The sequence below is a fragment of the Sphingomonas sp. SORGH_AS_0950 genome, assembly GCF_030818415.1.
Lineage (GTDB): Bacteria > Pseudomonadota > Alphaproteobacteria > Sphingomonadales > Sphingomonadaceae > Sphingomonas.
On record NZ_JAUTAE010000001.1, the window covers coordinates 2,754,690 to 2,774,388 of the forward strand.

Sequence of the window (19,699 nt, forward strand, 5' to 3'; positions counted from 1 at the left end):
CTCCCCTGTCCAGGGGAGAGGGGAAGAAGACGCAATCCTGACTGTCGATCCGACCTGGCCCATGCCCCTACGCACGCCCAACCAAACGTCGAAAACCCGCCGCTCCGGGGAGCGGCGGGCTTCGAAACCTCGGCAGTCGCGTCGCGAAATTACGCGGCGGCGGCTTCGGTCTGGGTCGAGGCCAGCTTCTTCACGACGTCGCGCTTCAGGCGACGGGCGCGCAGGCTGAGCTGGTCGTCCGAGGTCTTGACGAGCCAGTTGTCGAGGCCGCCATTGTGCTCGACCGAACGCAGGCCGTGGGTCGAAACGCGAAGACGGACGCTCTTTTCCAGCGCGTCGGAAATCAGCGTGACGTTCTGCAGGTTCGGCAGGAACGTACGCTTGGTCTTGTTGTTGGCGTGGGAAACGTTGTTACCCACCTGCCGGCCCTTGCCGGTCAGCTCGCAAATGCGCGACATGATCGTTATCCTGGTTTCAGGCAATGCCCGGAAAGGCCGCGCGGATAACCCGTACCGGCGTCCGCGTCAACCGATTCCCCATCGGGGCCCGTGCAACCGGCCCGGTGAACGGGGCGTTGTTACGGCAACGAACCTGATGGAGCCAGACCCATGCGCGCCTTTCTCGTCCTTATCGGCATCGTCCTCCTGCTGGTCGCCGGGGCCATGGCGATGGGCTGGGTCAATATCGACCAGACCCGTCCGGCGGTGGTGCAGGCCCCCGCCTTCCGCGCCGAGGGGCCCAAGGTCTCGGTCGGCACCGAGACCAAGACCGTCGAGGTGCCCACGGTGAAGGTCGAAAAGCCCGCCGACAACGCGCAATAAGCCATAAGGGGCAGGGGCACCGCTCTTGCCCCTGTTCGCCGCGCGCGGCAGGGAGGGGGCATGTTTCCGCTCCCCGCCCCGATGCGTGCCGCGCTCGACGCCGCTGCCCAGGCGGGGCAGGCCGGAGAGGTGCCGGTCGGCGCGGTGGTGATTCGCGATGGCGTGATCCTGGCCACGGGGGCCAACGCGCCGCGCCGCCTGCACGACCCCACCGCCCATGCCGAGATCCAGGCGATTCGCGCGGCGGCCGCGACACTAGGCCGCGACCGGCTGGAGGATTGCGACCTCTGGGTCACGCTGGAGCCCTGCGCGATGTGCGCGGGGGCCATCGCCCATGCGCGGATCGCGCGACTCTATTATGCGGCCAGCGATCCCAAGGGCGGGGCGGTCGAGCACGGCCCCCGCTTCTTCGCGCAGCCGACCTGCCACCACCGGCCGGACATCTATGCCGGGATCGGCGAGGGGGAGGCGGCGGGCCTGTTGCGCGATTTCTTCGCGGTCCGGCGATAAGGCAGGCGACAGACGATGTCGGCGACTCATCAGATCGTCATCAACCCGGACGCCTTTCTCGAAACCGATCATGGGCGAGTTTGGACGGCCGAGCGGAACGAAGCCGCCTGGGCCTGGTGCTATGCGGCCTTGGAACAGGCGCTGTCCCGCCTTCCCCGGCCCGGGCGGGTCATTCTGGTCTGCGGTATCCAGGGTTCGGGCAAGACCTGTTGGATTGCCTCTCAACCTGTCTGCCCGGCAACCGTCTATTTCGATGCGGCGTTACCCGGCATTCGGCACCGGGCGAGGATCGTCGCCATCGCCAAGCAGGCCGACATGCCGATCGAGGCAGTGTGGATCGATACCCCGGTCGCCATCGCCCTGTCACGCAACGCATGCCGCCCCGCCGATCAGATCGTGCCGGAAGCCGCCATCCTGTCCGTTGCCGGGCAATTCGAGCCACCATCGCTTGCCGAAGGATTCATACGCATCCATGTCCATAAGGGCGGATGATGCGCTTCCGGACAAAGCAAAAAGGCCCGGACGGTATCCCGTCCGAGCCCTTTGCCATGGTCGCGAATCACGATTCGATCAGCGCAGGTCGCCCTCGCGGATCGGCACGATCTTGATCTCGACGCGGCGATTGGCGGCGCGGCCTTCCTCGGTGTCGTTCGAGGCGATCGGCTGCGACTTGCCGAAGCCGCGCGTGCCGATGCGGGCGGGCTGCACCCCGCGCGAGGCGAGATAATCCGCGACCGAGACCGCGCGCTGTTCAGACAGGCGCTGGTTGTACGCATCGCTGCCGGTCGAATCGGTGTGGCCGTACACGTCGATATAGGTCTGCTTATACTGAGACAGGATGTCGGCGACCTGATCCAGCGTCTGGCGGAACTGCGGCTGCACCTGCGACGAGTTATAGGCGAAGGTGATGCCCGAGGGCAGGTTCAGCAGCAGGTCGTCGCCCTGGCGCACCACCTGCACGTCGGTGCCCGCGGTCCGCGCGCGCAGGTCGCGCTCCTGCTTGTCCATATAGGCGCCGATCCCGGCCCCGGCGAGGCCGCCGATGCCGGCGCCCAGGATCTTCTCGGTCCGGTCGCGCCGACCGCCGACCAGGTCGCCAAGCAGATAGCCGCCGACCGCGCCGCCGATGCCGCCGATCGCGGCCTTGGACAGGCGCTGCTGTCCGGTTTCGGGATCGGTCGTGCAGGCCGAGGTGGCGAGCACCGCCGACATTGCGGCCATGGACAGGAACTTAGCGGACGTCTTCATGCGCATAACCCTTGTTAGATTGTCGCGTCTCACTCCCGGAAACGCGAACCCGGTGGCGCTTGTTCCGCAAGCGATCTGAACGGAACATGACGACGGGAGTTGTCGAAGGCCCTCCCGTCCCGCTATGAGCACCCTGTACCGATGGCACCGCTGCCCCCCTTTCCGTGGATCGACGTCCTCATCATCCTCGCGCTTGTCGCGTTGAACGGGGCGTTCGCGATGAGCGAGCTGGCGATCGTGTCGTCGCGCCGCGCCCGGCTGGAGGCGATGGCGCGCAGCGGCCGCAAGGGCGCGCAGGCCGCGCTGACGCTGGCCGCCGATCCGGGCAAGTTCCTGTCGACGGTGCAGATCGGCATCACCCTGACCGGCATCATCGCGGGCGCCTATTCGGGTGCCAGCCTGGGCACGCCGACCGCCGCGCGGCTGGAGACGCTGGGCATCGCGCCCTCGACCGCCGCGACGCTGGGCTTCGCGCTGGTGATCGGGCTGACCACCTATGCCTCGCTGATCCTAGGCGAGCTGGTGCCCAAGCAGTTTGCGCTGCGCAAGCCCGAGCCGATCGCCGCCTTCGTCGCGGTGCCGATGCGCTGGCTGGCGGTCGGCACCGCGCCGATCGTCTGGATCCTCGATTCGACCAGCGGGGTGATCTTCAAGCTGCTGGGCCTGAACCGCGACAATGAGGATCAGGTGACCGCCGAGGAGCTGCACCTGATCGTCGCCGAGGCGTCCAAGTCGGGCGTGATCGAGGAGCATGAACGCTCGATCATCTCGGGCGTGGTGCGGCTGGCCGACCGGCCGGTGCGCGAGGTGATGACGCCGCGTACCGAGATCGACTGGCTGGACTGCACGCTGGACGATGCCGCGATCCGCGCCAAGCTGCTCGAAAGCCCGCGCACCCGCCTGCCGGTGGGGGAGGGCTCGATCGACGCGGTGGTCGGGGTGGTGCAGGCGCGCGATATCGCCATGGCGCTGTTCCGGGGCGAGCCGCTCGACCTCAAGCAGCTGATGCGCAAGGCCCCCGTCGTCATCGACCGGATCGACGCGATGGACGTGCTGCTGGCGCTGCGCCAGGCCGAGGTGCCGATGGCGCTGATCCATGACGAGTACGGCCATTTCGAAGGGATCGTGACCCCGGCCGACCTGCTGGCGGCGATCGCGGGCGAGTTCGCCTCGGACGCCGATCCGGGCGAGGCCCCCTCGGTGGTCGAGCGCGATGACGGCTCGCTGCTGGTCGCAGGCACCATGGCGGCGGACGCGCTGGCCGACCGGCTGGGCATCGACCTGCCCGACGACCGCGACTATGCGACCGTGGCGGGCCTGGCGCTGGCGGTGTTCCGCCACCTGCCGACCGAGGGCGAGAGCTTCGTCGAGCAGGGCTGGCGCTTCGAGGTCGTGGACCTGGACGGACGGCGGATCGACAAGCTTCTGGTCAGCGAAGCGTAGCAGACCGATAGCCCGCTGCGGCGGCCCCGCGACGCGAAGACGCGCCTATCCGGCCCAGCGGAACCGGACCAGCGCCATGACGAGCGCAAACACATACGCATAGCCGAAGCGGTCCAGGCGGATCAGGGACAGGCCCTTGCGCCGCCGAAGGCTGCCGATCACCGCCATGACGCCGCCCGCGACGAACGGCGTCACGATCACATTGATCCGGCGCCAGTCCGGGTTGGTGATGGGCGAGGATGGGAACAGCAACAGGCTCAGTCCGCCTGCCGCCAGGCCCCAAAGGGTGAAGCCGATGGTGGCAATGACCGGGTTCTTCGGCTTGGTGAAGGTTTCGCCCATGCTGTGTAACCCGATCTCCGCAGCCGTCTCGATCAGCAGCTGGATCAGGATTTCGCCGCCATATTGAATCAGGATCTCGAACAGGAATTCCATGCCGTTCCCCCCACCCGTCTTGACCGAAAGGTCACGGCCGATCGACATTCAGTATTGCTTCTTCTTGCCCTCTCCCCTGGACAGGGGAGAGGGTTAGCGAAGCTTGCCAGCCCGCTGGCTAGCGTAGCTTGGGTGAGGGGTTGAGCGAGCCCCGAAGGCTCGCGCGCTCGCGGAGCGAGCGCCCACCCCTCACCCAGCTCCGACTAGGCCTTTGCTCTCGCAAAGACCAAGTCTGCGCAACCCTCTCCCCTCTGCGAGGGGCGAGGGAAGGAAAGGCATCGCGGAATGGCGATCCGCCATGGGCGGGATCGATGGCGGGACTCAACCTTCCAACCGAATATCCCCGGACGCCACCACGCGCGCGATCAGCGGCAGGATATGGTCGACCGCAAAGGCGTGGAGTTCGCTCGACTGCGACGCGCAGGCATCTTCGGCGATGACCACGTCATAGGACAGTTCCCACGCCGACCGCGCGGTCGATTCCACGCCCATATTGGTCGAGATGCCCGCGATCACCACCGTCCGTACCCCGCGTCGCCGCAGTTGCAGGTCCAGGTCGGTGCCGGTGAAAGCGCCCCAGTGATGCTTGAGCACGACGATGTCGCCGGGCTCGGCCAGGCCGGGGACCAGTTCGCTGAAGTCGGGCGGGGTGCCCTCGGGCGGCAGGCTGGGGCGGTCGACCGTCTGGCTGGGCATCGTCTCGGGCGTGAAGCCGACATGGACCAGCACGACCGGCGCACCCGCCGCGCGGAAGCGGGCGGCGAGCGTCTTGGCGGTGCCCACGACCTCGTCGCCTGAGCGGGGGCCACCGGCGCGCGGGACGATGCCCCGTTGCAGGTCGATGAGGATGAGCGCGGTGGTGGCGGGATCGAGTGTCGTCATCGCACCTCAACCGACCGGCAAAGCCCCCGTTCCGTCAGAGCCTGCCGAACACCGCCTCGAAGCCCGCACGGTCGCCCGCCGCCAGCAGTCGCGCCTGTTCCAGCCAGCGGTCGCGCGCCATCCGGCCCGAAAACGGTCCCAGTTGCGCGTCGAGCGACTGGGCCTGCGCCTCGCTCAGCCCCGCCATGTCGCCGACCGTGGTGATGCCATGTTCGGCCAGCTTCTGGGTCAGCTTCGGCCCCAGGCCCTTGAGCAGCGTGATCGGCTGATCCTCGGGCCGCGCGGCCTGGGCGGGAGCAGGTTGCGGAGCAGCTTCGGCGGCGGGGCTGGCGGCCAGCGGGGCGGCCGCGGCGACCGGCTCGGCGTTCAGCGGCTCGTCCGCCACCGGCGATTCCTCGGGTGCCGCAGGGGCGGGCATGACCGGGGGTGGCGGCGGGGCGGCCGGAGCCGGAGCGGGTGCAGGCGCTGGTGCGGGCTCCGGAACGGGCCGGGGCTGCGTCAGCTCGGCCTCGCGGATCGGGGCGCTGTCGGGCTGGCGGAGCGCGACGCCCGCTTCCTCGGCATTGTCCTCGACCTGGCGGGTGGCCTTGTTCCGGCGATGCTTGAGCCGCATCCCGATCAGGATGACCGCGATCGCCGCCACCGCGACCAGCGCGATCAGGGCGAAATGGATGGTGGTGATGGTCGCCACGCCATCGGGGATCAGGCTTTGCGCCGTCGCAGAAGTCTCGTTCATGGCCTTACCCTATTGTCCCATCGCCGCGATCGCGAGCCCAATCGTCAGGCTCAGGCCTCGGTTCCCTGCGCATCGGCCTCCCGCGCGACCTCGCGCCAGCCGATGTCGCGGCGGCAGAAGCCGTCGGGGAAGCGGATCGCGTCGACCGCACGATAGGCGGCGGCCTGCGCCTCGCCCACGGTGGCGGCGCTGGCGGTGACCGCCAGCACGCGGCCGCCGCTGGCGACCAGCTGCTCGCCGTCCATCCGGGTGCCCGCCTGGAACACGACCGCGCCGGTCGCCTCTGCGGCGTCGATCGCATCGATGCTTCCGCCCGCGCTGGGCGTGCCGGGATAGCCCGAAGCCGCCATCACCACGGTCAGCGCCGGATCGTCCGAGAAGGCGGGCGCGGGCAGCTCGGCCAGCCGCCCCTCGGCCACCGCCAGCATCACCGCCAGCAGATCGCCCTGGAAGCGCAGCATCAGCACCTGGCATTCGGGATCGCCGAAGCGGGCGTTATATTCGATCAGCTTGGGCCCCTGCTCGGTCAGCATCAGCCCGGCATAGAGCACGCCCGAAAAGGGTGTCCCTTCGGCGCGCAGCGTATCCACGGTGGGGCGGACGATCCGGTCGATCGCCTGGCGCTCCAGCTCGGGGGTCAGGACGCGCGCGGGGCTATAGGCGCCCATGCCGCCGGTATTGGGGCCGGTATCGCCGTCGCCGACGCGCTTGTGATCCTGCGCCGAGCCGAAGGGGAGGAGCGCCTCGCCATCGGTCAGGACGAACAGGCTGGCCTCCTCGCCGGCCAGAAATTCCTCGATCACGACTTCGGCACCGGGGACGGAGAACAGGTCGGCGATCGCGGCATCGGCCTCGGCGCGGGTGAAGGCGACGGTCACGCCCTTGCCCGCCGCCAGGCCATCGGCCTTGATGACGACGGGCAGGCCGAAGGTCGTGGCGAGCGCCGCCTGCGCGTCGGCGAGGGTCGAGACGCGGACATAGCCCGCGGTCGGGATGTCGGCGCGGCGGCACAGGTCCTTGGTAAAGCCCTTGGAGCCCTCAAGCTGCGCGGCGGCCTTGCTCGGGCCGAACACCGGCACGCCCTCGGCGCGCAGCGAATCGGCCAGCCCGTCGACCAGCGGCGCCTCGGGCCCGACCACGACCAGGCCGATGGCGTGTTCCTTCACGAACGCCACCACGGCGGCGTGATCGGTCGCGTTCAAGCCGACGCAGGTCGCATGCGCGGCGATACCGGGGTTGCCGGGCGCGGCGTAGAGCGTATCTAACCCGTGCGACTGGGCCAGCTTCCATGCCAGCGCATGTTCGCGGCCCCCCGATCCCAGCAGCAGGACGTTCATGCCCGATCCTTATCCCTATGACGAAAGTGCGAGGCTGGTAGCCGAGGAGATCGCCGGCGACAACGCGCTCGCGCTGTCGGTCGGCGAACTCAGCCTGAAGCTGAAGCGGATGGTGGAGGGCGAGTTCGGCCATGTCCGCCTGCGCGGCGAGATTTCCGGATATAAGCGCGCCACCTCGGGCCATGTCTATATGAGCCTGAAGGACGAGAATGCCGTCATCGACGCGGTGATGTGGAAGGGGGCGGCGAATAGCTTGCCCTTCCAGCCGCAGGACGGGATCGAGGTGATCGCCACCGGCCGCCTGACCACCTTCCCCGGCCGGTCCAAATACCAGATCGTCGTCGAGCGGATGGAGCTGGCGGGCGCGGGCGCGCTGATGGCCCTGTTCGAGAAGCTGAAGGCGAAGCTGGCGGGCGAGGGGCTGTTCGCGCGCGAGCGGAAAAGGCCGCTCCCCTTCATGCCGCCGGTGATCGGGGTCGTCACCTCGCCGACCGGCGCGGTGATCCGCGACATCCTCCACCGGCTGGAGGATCGCTGCCCGACGCACGTCATCGTCTGGCCGGTCAAGGTACAGGGCGAGGGCTCGGCCAGGGAGGTCGCCGCCGCGATCCGGGGCTTCGACGCGATCGCGCCCGGCGGCCCGGTGCCGCGTCCCGATCTGGTGATCGTCGCGCGCGGCGGCGGCTCGATCGAGGATCTGTGGTCGTTCAACGAAGAGGTGGTGGTCCGCGCGGTCGCCGACTGCACCATCCCGATCATCTCGGCGGTGGGGCATGAGACCGACACGACGCTGTGCGACTATGCCGCCGACCTGCGCGCGCCGACCCCCACGGCGGCGGCGGAGATCGCGGTGCCGGTGCTGGCCGACCTGCGCCTGACGGTGGCGAGCCACCGCCAGCGGACCGAACGCTGCGCGCGCCGCTATGTCGAGCGGGGGCGCGAGCGGCTGGACGCCATGGCCCGCCTTCTGCCCAAGCGCGACCAGTTGCTGGGCCCCCAACGCCAGCGCGCCGACGAGGCGGGGGCGCGGCTCGATCGCGGGCTGGAGCGGCGGGTGACGCTGGCGCGCGGCGGGCTGGACCGGGCGGGCGCGGCGCTGCGCCCGGCGGTGCTGGAACGCCAGGTCGAGCGCGGGCGCGACCGGCTGGCCGCGACCTGGCGGCTGGTCCAGTCGCTCAACCCCGACCGGATCCTGGAGCGCGGCTATGCCCGCATCACCGCGCGGCCCGGCGGCGAGACCTTGTCCTCGGCCGAGGCGGCGCGCGCGGCGGACACGCTGACGCTGCGTTTCCGCGACGGCACGGTCGATGTTGCGGTGGACGGGGACGGTAGCCGCGCCGGGGTTGAGCGCCCCGCCCCCAAAACCTATGACAAGCCCAAACGGGAGCCCAGGCCGGATCAATCCCGGCCGGACCAGCCCACGCTCCTTTGACCCGAAAGTGACGAAGATGCTGATGTCGAACACCGATCGCCCCGCGCGGCTCCATTATCTGGCCAATGGCTTTCGTGTCCTGTCGCCGGGCGACCATGTCGTCTGCGCGGTGACCGGCCGTCGCATCCCGCTCGAGGAGCTGAAATATTGGAGCGCCAGCCGACAGGAAGCCTATGCCGATGCGCAGGCGACCGCGCAGGTGCTCGCCCCGCAATGAGGAGGGCGGGCAGTGTCGCGCTGGGGCTGCTGGTCGCGGGGCTGGGCTTGTCCCCGGTCCCGGCGCAGACCGTCGCGTCGCCCGCCGCCGCCGCCCGCTCGGCGTTCCGCTGGACCGGTGAACTCAGCCAGGGCGGGTTGATCCGGGGACAGGCGCCCACGGGCGCGGTCGCGATGACGCTCGACGGACAGGATGTGCCGCTCACGACGGACGGGGCCTTCCTGATCGGGTTCGACCGCGACGCCGGACCCGCCGCCGAACTGGTCGCGACGCTGGCGGACGGTCGCCAGTTGCGCCAGAGCCTGACCGTCGCGCCGCGCGCCTGGCGGATCGAGCGGCTCGACCGCCTGCCCAAATATCCCGTCCCCGATCCCGAATTCCAGCGGCTGCGCCCGCCCGAGCTCGACCGGATCCGCGCCGCCCGTGCCCAGGTCACCGATGCGGAGGGCTGGCGTCAGCCGCTGATATGGCCGGTCCGGGGCCGCATCTCCGGCCTGTTCGGGGCACAGCGAATCTATCGCGGCGAGCCGGGCAGCTATCACTCCGGCACCGACATCGCCGCCGCCACCGGCACCATCGTCCGCGCGCCTGCCGACGGCGTCGTGATCCTGGCGGCGGACACGCCCTTCACGCTGGAGGGGCATCTGCTGATGCTCGACCACGGCCAGGGTCTCAACAGCGCCTTCCTGCATCTGTCGCGCATCGACGTCCGCCCCGGCGACCATGTCCGCCAGGGCCAACCCATCGGCGCGGTCGGCGCCACGGGCCGCGCCACCGGCCCGCACCTCCATTGGAGCCTGCAATGGCGCGGGCGCAAGCTCGACCCGCTGCTGGTGACGGGGCCGATGGGGTGAGGGGGGTCAGCGGATCCGCTTGACCAGGATCGAGCGGCCGCCAGCGATCGTCGCGCGATAGCCGCCCAGTGGCGCTTCCTTCAGGGTGATCGCATCGCCCTTGCTGGGGCCAAAGGTCAACGCATCGACCGTCTGCCAGACCGAACCATTGGCCAGTTCCAGGTTCCAGCGACCATAGGCCTTGGCGGCGCTGGCGGTTTTGATGGTGCTGTCCAACTGTCGGACGTCGGTGACCTCGTCGGCTCTGCCGCCCCCGAACATCTCACTGGTCGGTACCGCCAGCCCGAACCGCGATTGCTTACGTGCGATTACCGCCTTGCGGTCGAGCACCATCAGGTCGCCGGCCGCCCGCGATGCCAGAATGGCTGCGCTGGCCCGATCGAAACAAGCCAGCCGTTCCTTGTCGTCGGTCATCGCCCTGCACTGGCTCAGCTGGTCCAGTTGGCGAACCGTGCCGCCGTCCGATACCTGAGCCGTCGCGGCCGAAGGTGCCAATAGGATGCCCGACATGAGCCCGACCACCGCCGCCCGCCATGTCATTGGCCGGTGGGCCGTCCGCTATTGTCCTCGACCATGCGCTGCGCGACGGCCTTGTTGGCTTCGCTGCTGCGCGCCCATTGGGCACGCGTCGCGCATGTCTTGTGCGCCCTTATGAAGGAACCTGTCTCGACAATCCGCTTGCAGATCACCTTTTCCGCGTCAGCTTTGGCGGGCGGGGTGGCGGACGGCGCCGGTACGGCCTGCAGGGCCATGACGAGAGGCAAGAATGGAGACATGACGCATTTCCCTTTGCGCCGCCGGATCGGGAATGACCGGCTAAGGCACGGTATTCCTTGTGAATGCCCAAGACGCAAGTTTCTATTATTGTTACACGTCGGGCGGGGCTTGCGCTCGTCCGCAAAGGTCGGTCACTGTGGCTGTGACACTTATGCTACAATGCAGCAAAAAGGTGGCAATTTAGCTAAATGTCGGTTGTATAAGCTTTTATAGGCCGTTTACCCACGAAGCCATGCAGCAGAGTCAATCTGCGCAGGAACGCGCTCTGCCCCCTTACGGAGCGCTCAAAAGGGGTAAGACATGAAACAGATCTTCAAGGGCCAGTTGCTGGCGACCAGCCTGCTGGCCGGTACCGCGGTCTTCGGTGCAATGCCTGCCTTCGCCCAGACCACGGGCAATGCCCCGGTCGCCGCGCCGACGGCCGCACAGGAGCCGGGCACCCAGACCAGCGAGTCGACCTCGACGGCCACCACCGGCGGCGACATCGTCGTGACCGGCACGCTGATCCGCAATCCGAACATCGTCGCCACCAGCCCCGTCACCGTCGTCGGCCAGGAAGAAATCCAGCTGCGTCAGGTGAACACCGCCGAGCAGATTCTGCGCGAGCTGCCGGGTGCGGTTCCTTCGCTGGGTTCGCAGGTCAACAACGGCAATGGTGGTGCCTCGTTCGTCAACCTTCGCGGCCTGGGCTATAATCGCAACCTCGTGCTGGTCGATGGCGCGCGTATCGCGCCTGCCGATCTCACCGGCGCGACCGACCTCAACAACATCCCGCTGGCGCTGATCGAGCGGACCGACATCCTGACCGGCGGCGCGTCGACCACGTACGGCGCAGACGCGGTCGCAGGCGTCATCAACTTCATCACGCGCAGCGATTTCTCGGGCGTCGACTTCTCCGTTACCGACCAGATCACCGGCAAGGGCGACGGCCACAGCTATCGCACCGAACTGACCGTCGGCACCAACATGGACGATGGCCGCGGCAATGCGGTGCTGAGCATCGGTTATCAGGAAACCGACCCCGTCTATCAGGGCGATCGTACGTTCGGCATCCAGTCGATCGATTCCTATACCGGTCAGGCAGGCGGTTCGGGCACCACCGTGCCGGGGCGCTTCTCGGTGCCGAATTTGGTGACCCAGCAGATCGACCCGACCACGGGTGCGCTGGTCCCGACGTACAACTCGTTCAACTTCAATCCGTACAACATCTATCAGACGCCGTTCCGGCGCTTCAACATCTTCGGTTCGACGAAGTATGAAGTCTCGGATCACCTGGAATTCTACAGCCAGGCGATGTTCTCGAAGAACACCGTGTCGACGATCATCGCGCCGTCGGGGACCTTCGGCAATGCGCTGACCATTCCGATCAGCAACCCCTATATCCCGGCCGCCGCGCGCAACACCTTCTGTCTGAATGCGGTCGATGCCGATCCGAACACGGCGGGTATCCAGGCTCCGACCCAGGCGCAGTGCAATTCCTATTACTCTGCGACCAGCCCGACCGATCCCAACTACCGGACCTTCACCACGGCGGCATCGCGTCGTTTCGTAGAGGCGGGCCCCCGCATCAGCGAATACACCACGCAGCTGTTCAACATCCGCGCCGGCGTGCGCGGCGCGCTGTTCGGCAACTTCAGCTATGACGTGTTCGGCACCTATGGCGAGAGCGAGAATGTTCAGCGCCAGTCGGGCAACGGTCTGCTCTCGCGTCTGCAGCAGGCGTCGCTGGCAACCAGCACCACGAGCTGCGTCGACACGTCGAACAACTGCGTTCCGATCAACCTGTTCGGTCCGGCTGGCAGCATCACCGCCGACCAGCTCGCCTTCATCCTCGGCGCCAACACCAGCAGCACGGTGCAGACCACGCTGGGCACGTTGCGCGGCGTCGTGTCGGGCGATTTCGGCGTGTCCAGCCCGCTGGCCTCGACCCCGATCAGCATCGCGCTGGGCGGCGAGTATCGTAAGTATACCGCGCGCACGAGCTCGGACGTCGCCACCCAGACGCCCGACGAAGTGCTCGGCAACGGTGCGGCTTCGCCCGACGCCAGCGGCCGCTATGACGTGAAGGAAGGGTTCGTCGAAGTCGTCGCGCCGCTGATCGAGGACAAGCCGTTCTTCCGCAGCCTGACGCTGGAAGCCGGTGCCCGCTATTCGGACTATTCGCGTTCGGGCGGCAACTGGACCTGGAAGGCCGGCGGTAGCTGGGAGCCGGTTGCGGCGTTCAAGCTGCGCAGCCTTTACACCCGCGCGGTGCGTGCGCCGAACATCGGCGAGCTGTTCTCGCCGACGATCACCCAGCTGGGCAACCTGGCCAACGACCCCTGCGCGGGCGCCGCGCCGGTCAACAACGCCAATCTGCGCGCGGTCTGCCTGGCGCAGGGCGCACCGGCTTCGACGATCGGCAACATCGCCAACGGTTCGTCGGGCCAGATCAACATCACCGGCGGCGGCAACCCCAATCTGGGCGTTGAGAAGGCGACCACCTTCACCGTGGGTGCAGTGATCCAGCCGACCTTCCTGTCGGGCTTCTCGCTGACGGTCGACTATTACAACATCAAGGTGACCAACGCGATCGGCTCGCCGACCGAAGGCGACGTGATCAACAGCTGCTTCGGCAATCTGTCCGCTGCCAGCGCAACCAGCACGGCGTGCACCGGCATCCGTCGCAATCCGCTGACCGGCGGGCTCGACGGCAGCTCGGCGTCGACCCCTGGTCTGCCCACGCCGCTGGCCAATCTCGGCCAGCTGCTGACCGACGGTATCGACGTGGCGGCGAACTATCGTCACGATCTGGGCTTCGGCAAGCTGGCCTTGGCCTTCAACGGCAACTGGACCAGCCGTTCGAAGTTCCAGGCGACCCCGAGCTCGATCTACCGCGAGTGCACCAGCTATTATTCGGTGAATTGCGGCTCGATCCAGCCCGAGTTCTCGTTCAACCAGCGGACCACGCTGTCGGTGGGCAAGGTCGATCTGTCGGTCCTGTGGCGTTACCTGGCCCCGGCCAAGTATGAGCCGCTGGCGCTGGCGTCCGACATTGAGTCGGGTGGTGCCCCGGTCGCCGCGTTCCAGCGCATCGGTGCCTATCATTATTTCGACCTGACGACGCGCTTCCAGGCGACCGACCGGTTCTCGCTGCTGTTCGCAGTGCGCAACCTGTTCGATCGCAAGCCGCCGTTCGTCGGTTCGTCGATCGGCTCGACCAGCTACAATAGCGGCAACACCTATCCGTCGACCTACGACGCGCTGGGTCGCCTGTTCTCGGTGACGGCACGCGTCACCTTCTAAGATCCCAGATGGACCACAACTGGGGGCGGTGGCATTTGCCACCGCCCCTTTTTTTGTGGTGAAATCACCCCACCGACAACGCCAGCTTGCCGTCGCCCTCATCCACGGTGACGGTCGCGCCGTCCTTCACATGCCCGCGCAGGATTGCCTCGGCCAGCGGGTCCTGGAGGTGCCGCTGGACCGCGCGGCGCAAGGGGCGTGCGCCATAGACCGGGTCGTAGCCCACCCGGCCCAGCCATTCGCGCGCGGCGTCGGTCAGGTGCAGCGTGATCTTGCGATCGCTGAGCAATTTGGCGACGCGGCCGACCTGGATGTCGACGATCGGGCCCATATGGCTCTGGCCCAGCCGGTGGAACAGGATGATCTCGTCCAGCCGGTTGAGGAATTCCGGGCGGAAATGCGCGCGGACGATCTCCATCACCTGCGGCTCGACGCTCTCGACGCTCTGCCCGTCCTCCACATTGGCCAGATACTGGCTGCCCAGGTTGGAGGTCAGGATGATGAGCGTGTTCGAGAAGTCGACCGTGCGCCCCTGGCCATCGGTCAGGCGACCGTCGTCCAGCACCTGGAGCAGCACGTTGAACACGTCGCCATGCGCCTTCTCCACCTCGTCGAACAGCACGACCTGATAGGGCCGCCGCCGCACCGCCTCGGTCAGGACGCCGCCTTCCTCATAGCCGACATAGCCGGGAGGGGCGCCGATCAGCCGCGCGACGCTGTGCTTCTCCATGAACTCGCTCATGTCGAGGCGCACCATCGCGGAGGGATCGTCGAACAGGAATTCGGCCAGCGCCTTGGTCAGCTCGGTCTTGCCGACGCCCGTGGGCCCCAGGAACAGGAAGCTGCCCAGCGGCCGGTTCGGGTCCTGTAGCCCGGCGCGCGCCCGGCGGACGGCGGTGGAGACGGCGCGGACCGCATCCTCCTGGCCGATCACGCGCGCACCGATCACCTCCTCCATGCGGAGCAGCTTCTCGCGTTCGCCCTGCATCATCCGGTCGACCGGCACCCCGGTCCAGCGGCTGACCACGCCCGCAATATCGTCGGCGGTGACTTCCTCGCGCAGCATCGCGCCCTCGGTCGCGGACTGCGCCTCGGCCAGCTGCTTCTCCAGCTGCGGGATGCGGCCATAGGACAGCTCGCCCGCCCGCGCGAGGTCACCGCTACGCTGCGCCTGATCGAGTTCGATCCGCGCCTGGTCGAGCTGTTCCTTGAGCTTCGCCTCGCCCGCGATCTTGTCCTTCTCGGCCTGCCAGCGCTGGGTCAGCGCGTGCGACTGTTCCTCGAGGTTGGCGAGTTCCTCCTCCAGATGGCCGAGTCGGTCGATGCTGGCGGCGTCGCTTTCGCGGCGCAGCCCCTCGCGCTCGATCTTCAGGCGCAGGATGCGGCGGTCGAGCGTCTCGATCTCTTCGGGCTTGGATTCCACCTCCATGCGGATGCGACTGGCGGCCTCGTCCATCAGGTCGATCGCCTTGTCGGGCAGGAAGCGGTCGGTGATGTAGCGGTTCGACAGCGTCGCCGCCGCCACCAGTGCGCCGTCGGTGATGCGGACGCCGTGATGGAGTTCGTATTTCTCCTTCAGCCCGCGCAGGATCGAGATGGTGTCCTCGACCGTCGGCTCACCGACAAAGACCGGCTGGAACCGCCGCTGGAGCGCGGGGTCCTTCTCGACATATTTGCGATATTCGTCGAGCGTGGTCGCGCCGACGCAGTGCAGCTCGCCGCGCGCCAAAGCGGGCTTCAGCAGGTTCGAGGCGTCCATCGCCCCGTCGCCTTTGCCAGCACCGATCAGCGTGTGCATCTCGTCTATGAACAGGATGATGTCGCCCTCGGCGGCCTTCACCTCGTCCAGCACGCCCTTCAGCCGCTCTTCGAACTCGCCGCGATATTTGGCACCCGCGATCAGCGCGCCCATGTCGAGCGCCATCAGCCTGCGGTCCTTCAGCGTATCCGGCACGTCGCCGTTCGCGATGCGCAGCGCCAGCCCTTCCGCGATCGCGGTCTTGCCGACGCCGGGTTCGCCGATCAGCGCGGGGTTGTTCTTGGTCCGGCGCGCCAGGATCTGGATGGTGCGGCGGATTTCCTCGTCGCGGCCGATCACGGGGTCGAGCTTGCCGTCGCGCGCCACTTGCGTGAGGTCGCGGGCGAATTTCTTCAGCGCGTCGTACCGGTCCTCCGCCCCCGTCGTGTCGGCAGTGCGACCCTGGCGCAGCTGTTCGATCGCGCCGTTCAGTCCTTGCGGATTGACCCCGCCCGCCGCCAGCGCCTTGCCCGCCGCCGTGGTGGAGGCCAGCGCCAGCGCGAGCAGCAGCCGCTCGACGGTGACGAAGCTGTCGCCTGCCTTTTGCGCGACCTGCTCGGCCTGGTCGAGCACGCGTACCAGGTCATTGTCGAGGCCGGGTGACGACTGCGCCCCCGAGCCGGAGACGGCGGGGATACGGCCGAGCGCGGCATCGGTCTCGCGCTCGACGCGCTTGGCGTCGCCGCCCGCCGCCTGGATCAGACCGGCGGCCATGCCCTGATCGTCCTCGATCAGCGCCTTGAGGAGATGTTCGGGGGCGATGCGCTGATGGCTGTTGCGGATCGCCACGGTCTGCGCGGCTTGCAGAAAGCCTTTGGCGCGGTCGGTGAATTTTTCGAGGTTCATCTGGGGTTCCTGTCGCTTTCCAGGTCAGATGGTGTTGCAAATTGGCAACACAAGGGGTGGGCGCATGATGCTGTCCGCAAGATGGGATGGCCGTTTCGATTGCGAAAGGGTGGCAAGCGGGATGCGGCGAAATCGCTGTGTCGGACCGGGATTGCGGTCCGTCGCGCGCCCGCTATGCTCGACCCCTTACTGAGTGGGGAGACTCAAAAGATCATGCGTATCAAGTCCGTGGCGCTGACCGGCGCCGCCGCCCTCGCGTTCGTCCTGCCGGGCCAGGCCGTTCTTGCACAGACCGCGGTCAAGGCCGCCGCCACCGCGAAGCCCGCGCCCGTATCGACCCTCGTGAAGGCGGTCGACATCCCCTATCAGACCTTCACCCTGAAGAACGGCCTGCGCGTCGTCGTCCATACCGACCGCAAGGCGCCCGTCGTCGCGGTCAGCGTCTGGTACGACGTCGGCTCGAAGCACGAGCCCAAGGGCAAGACCGGGTTCGCGCATCTGTTCGAGCATCTGATGTTCAACGGGTCGGAGAATGCGCCGGGCGACTTCTTCGCGCCGCTCAAGTCGGTGGGCGCGACCGACTATAACGGCACCACCTATTTCGACCGGACCAATTATTTCGAGACGGTGCCGACCGCCGCGCTCGACCGCGCGCTGTTCCTGGAATCGGACCGCATGGGCTATCTGCTCGGCGCGGTGACGCAGAGCGTGCTCGACGAGCAGCGCGGCGTCGTCCAGAACGAAAAGCGCCAGGGCGACAACCAGCCTTACGGCCTGACCCAGTACAAGATCCTGGAGGGGCTGTTCCCCGCGGGCCATCCCTATGCCCATACCACCATCGGCTCGATGACCGATCTCGACGCCGCGACGCTCGACACGGTGAAGGACTGGTTCCGGCAGCATTACGGCCCCAATAATGCCGTGCTGGTGCTGGCGGGCGATATCGACGTCGCCACCGCCAAGCCGTTGGTGGAAAAATATTTCGGCGCGATCCAGCCGGGCCCCAAGAGCGTCCTGCCGACCGTCGCCATCCCGACCCTGCCCGCGCCCGTCAACGAGGAGATGAAGGACCGCGTCGCCGCCGTCATGATCAGCCGCAACTGGGCGGTGCCGGGGCTGAACGATCCCGAAAGCGCGCCGCTGGTGGTCGCGGGGTCGATCCTGGGCGGGCTGGCCTCGTCGCGGCTCGACAATATCCTGGTCAAGCAGGAGAAGCTGGCGGTGCAGGTGTCGGCCAGCGATCGTCCCTTCGCACAGGTCGGCATGTTCAACATGACCGCGATCGTCCGCCCCGGCGTCGATCCGGCGCTGGTCGACAAGCGGATGCAGGAGATCCTGGCCGACTTCCTGAAGAACGGCCCGACCGCCGACGAGGTGCGGCGCGCCGTGACCCGGTTCGTGTCGGGCCGTGTCGAGGGGCTGGAATCGGTCGGCGGCTTTGGCGGCAAGGCGGTGGCGCTGGCCGAGGGGGCGCTCTACTCCAACGATCCGGGCAAATATAAGAAGCAGTTGCTGGCGATCGCGGCGCAGACGCCCGCGACCGTCAAGGCGGTGGCCGATAAGTGGCTGTCGCGCCCGGCCTATACGCTGACCGTCGTGCCCGGCGCGCGCGACGCCTATGAGGAGGCCAAGGTGCCGCCGCGCGCCGATGTGCCCGCCGCGCCCGACCAGCCGGTCAAGGGGACGCGCGGCAGCCTGCCCGAAGTCGGCGAGGTCAAGCCGCTGAGCTTCCCGGCGGTCGAGCGCAGCCGTCTGGCGAACGGGATCGAGCTGATCTACGCGCAGCGGACCGCCGTGCCGGTGACGCAGATCGCGATGTCGTTCGACGCCGGGATCGCCGCCGACGTGCCCGGCAAGCTGGGGACGCAGCGCCTGGTCCAGTCGATGCTGGACGAGGGAACCACCCACCGCAACACGATCGCGATCGCCGAGGAGCAGGAGCGGCTGGGCGCCTCGATCGGGTCGAGTGCATCGAACGACCGCACGGTCGTCGGCCTCGACGTGCCGAGCGCCAATCTGGCGCCCGCGCTCGATCTCTATGCCGATATCGTCCGCAACCCCGCTTTCCCGGATGCCGAACTGGCGCGGGTCAAGGCGCAGACGCTGGCGGGTATCAAGCAGGAGCTGACCAGCCCGCAGGGGCTGGCGAGCCGTGTCCTGCCGCCGCTCGTCTATGGGCCGACCAGCCCCTATGCCAAGGCGCAGGGCGCGGGCGATCCGCAGGCGGTGGCGGCGCTGACCCGCGCCGACCTGATCGCGTTCCAGCAGGCGTGGCTGCGGCCCGACAAGGCAAAGATCTTCGTCACCTCCGACCGTCCGCTGGCCGAGGTGAAGGCGGCGCTCGACCGGGTGCTGGGCGACTGGCGCGGCACGGGCGCGGCGGGGGTCAAGAACTTCGCGGCGGGGCAGCCCTCGGCACCCAGGATCGTGCTGGTCAACCGGCCCGACAGCCCGCAGTCGATGATCCTGGCGGGCGCGCCGACGGGGCTGAAGGGCATCGACAATCTGCTGGTGCAGAACACCGCCAACGACGCGCTGGGCGGCAGCTTCCTCAGCCGGATCAACACCGATATCCGCGAGAACAAGCACTGGTCCTATGGCGTGCGCGGCGGCTTCCAGACCTCGGAATTCGCGGCGCCCTATGTCATGTCGGCGCCGGTGCAGGCGGACAAGACCGGCCCGTCGATCGACGCGCTGCGCACCGACGTCACCGAATTCCTGACCACCAAGCCGATGGACCAGGTGGAGTTCGATCGCGCGATCACCGGGGCGATCCGCTCGCTGTCGGGCAGCTTCGAGACGTCGGGCGCGGTGCTGTCGGCGATGCAGGCCAACGACCTGTTCCGCCGTCCCGACGATTATTATGCGACGATCACCCGGCGGTATCAGGCGATGACGCTGCCCGAGCTGAACAAGTCGATCGAGGCGGCGTTGAACCCCAGGCAATTCATCTGGGTCGTGGTCGGCGATGCCAAGACGGTCAAGCCGCAGCTCGATACGCTGGGCCTGCCGGTCGAGGTGGTCGAGGCGGCCGATGTGGCGGGGCCCGCCCCCGCCGCCGGACAATAAGGGAGAGCG

At 67.9% G+C, this 19,699-nt stretch carries 18 protein-coding genes; 9 read left to right on the forward strand and 9 right to left on the reverse strand.

Annotated elements, in window-relative coordinates; genetic code table 11:
* Positions 1-149: 149 nt before the first annotated feature.
* Positions 150-458 carry a 50S ribosomal protein L28 gene (rpmB, locus tag QE385_RS12260; RefSeq protein WP_307102206.1) on the reverse strand — a complete coding sequence of 103 codons (309 nt, stop codon included), beginning with the start codon at positions 456-458 and terminating at the stop codon, positions 150-152.
* A 150-nt stretch (positions 459-608) separates the two neighbouring features.
* Between rpmB and QE385_RS12265 the strand changes: the two genes are divergently transcribed.
* From QE385_RS12265 to QE385_RS12275, 3 genes are all read left to right on the forward strand, one after another.
* Positions 609-821 carry a hypothetical protein gene (locus QE385_RS12265; RefSeq protein ID WP_307102207.1) on the forward strand — a complete coding sequence of 71 codons (213 nt, stop codon included), beginning with the start codon at positions 609-611 and terminating at the stop codon, positions 819-821.
* Between the two features lie 81 nt (positions 822-902).
* Positions 903-1,331 (forward strand): nucleoside deaminase, encoded by a 429-nt coding sequence (locus tag QE385_RS12270; protein WP_307104713.1) that lies wholly within the window; start codon positions 903-905, stop codon positions 1,329-1,331.
* Between the two features lie 15 nt (positions 1,332-1,346).
* Positions 1,347-1,823 (forward strand): AAA family ATPase, encoded by a 477-nt coding sequence (locus QE385_RS12275; RefSeq protein WP_307102209.1) that lies wholly within the window; start codon positions 1,347-1,349, stop codon positions 1,821-1,823.
* A 78-nt stretch (positions 1,824-1,901) separates the two neighbouring features.
* Here the strand turns inward: QE385_RS12275 and QE385_RS12280 are convergent, their stop codons facing one another.
* A complete protein-coding gene (locus QE385_RS12280) occupies positions 1,902-2,579 on the reverse strand; it encodes an OmpA family protein (RefSeq protein ID WP_307102212.1) in 678 nt (225 codons plus the stop codon).
* Between the two features lie 141 nt (positions 2,580-2,720).
* Between QE385_RS12280 and QE385_RS12285 the strand changes: the two genes are divergently transcribed.
* Positions 2,721-4,022 (forward strand): hemolysin family protein, encoded by a 1,302-nt coding sequence (locus QE385_RS12285; RefSeq protein WP_307102214.1) that lies wholly within the window; start codon positions 2,721-2,723, stop codon positions 4,020-4,022.
* Between the two features lie 45 nt (positions 4,023-4,067).
* On the opposite strand, the gene QE385_RS12290 is transcribed toward QE385_RS12285, so the two are convergent.
* From QE385_RS12290 to purD, 4 genes are all read right to left on the reverse strand, one after another.
* Entirely contained in the window at positions 4,068-4,505 is a 438-nt protein-coding gene (locus QE385_RS12290) for a hypothetical protein (protein ID WP_307102216.1), read from the reverse strand.
* 273 nt (positions 4,506-4,778) lie between these two features.
* Positions 4,779-5,339 carry a hydrolase gene (locus tag QE385_RS12295; RefSeq protein WP_307102218.1) on the reverse strand — a complete coding sequence of 187 codons (561 nt, stop codon included), beginning with the start codon at positions 5,337-5,339 and terminating at the stop codon, positions 4,779-4,781.
* Positions 5,340-5,373: 34 nt separating this feature from the next.
* Positions 5,374-6,075 carry a hypothetical protein gene (locus tag QE385_RS12300; protein WP_307102220.1) on the reverse strand — a complete coding sequence of 234 codons (702 nt, stop codon included), beginning with the start codon at positions 6,073-6,075 and terminating at the stop codon, positions 5,374-5,376.
* A gap of 50 nt (positions 6,076-6,125) precedes the next feature.
* On the reverse strand, positions 6,126-7,412 hold the full coding sequence (gene purD / locus QE385_RS12305; RefSeq protein ID WP_307102222.1) for a phosphoribosylamine--glycine ligase: 1,287 nt from the start codon (positions 7,410-7,412) through the stop codon (positions 6,126-6,128).
* Between purD and xseA the strand changes: the two genes are divergently transcribed.
* The 3 genes from xseA to QE385_RS12320 are packed head-to-tail and all read left to right on the forward strand — an operon-like array spanning position 7,411 to position 9,915.
* Positions 7,411-8,844, forward strand: coding sequence for an exodeoxyribonuclease VII large subunit (xseA, locus tag QE385_RS12310; protein ID WP_307102224.1), 1,434 nt, complete (start codon positions 7,411-7,413; stop codon positions 8,842-8,844). The genes purD and xseA overlap by 2 nt on opposite strands.
* Positions 8,845-8,860: 16 nt before the next feature.
* Positions 8,861-9,061 carry a DUF2093 domain-containing protein gene (locus tag QE385_RS12315; RefSeq protein WP_307102226.1) on the forward strand — a complete coding sequence of 67 codons (201 nt, stop codon included), beginning with the start codon at positions 8,861-8,863 and terminating at the stop codon, positions 9,059-9,061.
* Complete coding sequence (locus QE385_RS12320) at positions 9,058-9,915, forward strand: M23 family metallopeptidase (RefSeq protein WP_307102227.1); 858 nt, start codon at positions 9,058-9,060, stop codon at positions 9,913-9,915. The genes QE385_RS12315 and QE385_RS12320 overlap by 4 nt, the downstream gene beginning before the upstream one ends.
* A gap of 6 nt (positions 9,916-9,921) precedes the next feature.
* Here QE385_RS12320 and QE385_RS12325 read toward each other — a convergent pair whose 3' ends face one another.
* Together QE385_RS12325 and QE385_RS12330 are read right to left on the reverse strand one after the other, a co-directional pair.
* Positions 9,922-10,329 carry a hypothetical protein gene (locus QE385_RS12325; protein WP_307102229.1) on the reverse strand — a complete coding sequence of 136 codons (408 nt, stop codon included), beginning with the start codon at positions 10,327-10,329 and terminating at the stop codon, positions 9,922-9,924.
* 122 nt (positions 10,330-10,451) lie between these two features.
* A complete protein-coding gene (locus tag QE385_RS12330) occupies positions 10,452-10,691 on the reverse strand; it encodes a hypothetical protein (protein WP_307102231.1) in 240 nt (79 codons plus the stop codon).
* A gap of 301 nt (positions 10,692-10,992) precedes the next feature.
* Here QE385_RS12330 and QE385_RS12335 point away from each other — a divergent pair, with 301 nt between their 5' ends.
* Complete coding sequence (locus QE385_RS12335) at positions 10,993-13,977, forward strand: TonB-dependent receptor domain-containing protein (RefSeq protein ID WP_307102233.1); 2,985 nt, start codon at positions 10,993-10,995, stop codon at positions 13,975-13,977.
* Positions 13,978-14,041: 64 nt separating this feature from the next.
* Here the strand turns inward: QE385_RS12335 and clpB are convergent, their stop codons facing one another.
* Positions 14,042-16,621 carry an ATP-dependent chaperone ClpB gene (gene clpB, locus QE385_RS12340; protein ID WP_307102235.1) on the reverse strand — a complete coding sequence of 860 codons (2,580 nt, stop codon included), beginning with the start codon at positions 16,619-16,621 and terminating at the stop codon, positions 14,042-14,044.
* Between the two features lie 213 nt (positions 16,622-16,834).
* Between clpB and QE385_RS12345 the strand changes: the two genes are divergently transcribed.
* On the forward strand, positions 16,835-19,690 hold the full coding sequence (locus QE385_RS12345; protein WP_307102237.1) for a pitrilysin family protein: 2,856 nt from the start codon (positions 16,835-16,837) through the stop codon (positions 19,688-19,690).
* Positions 19,691-19,699: the final 9 nt, after the last annotated feature.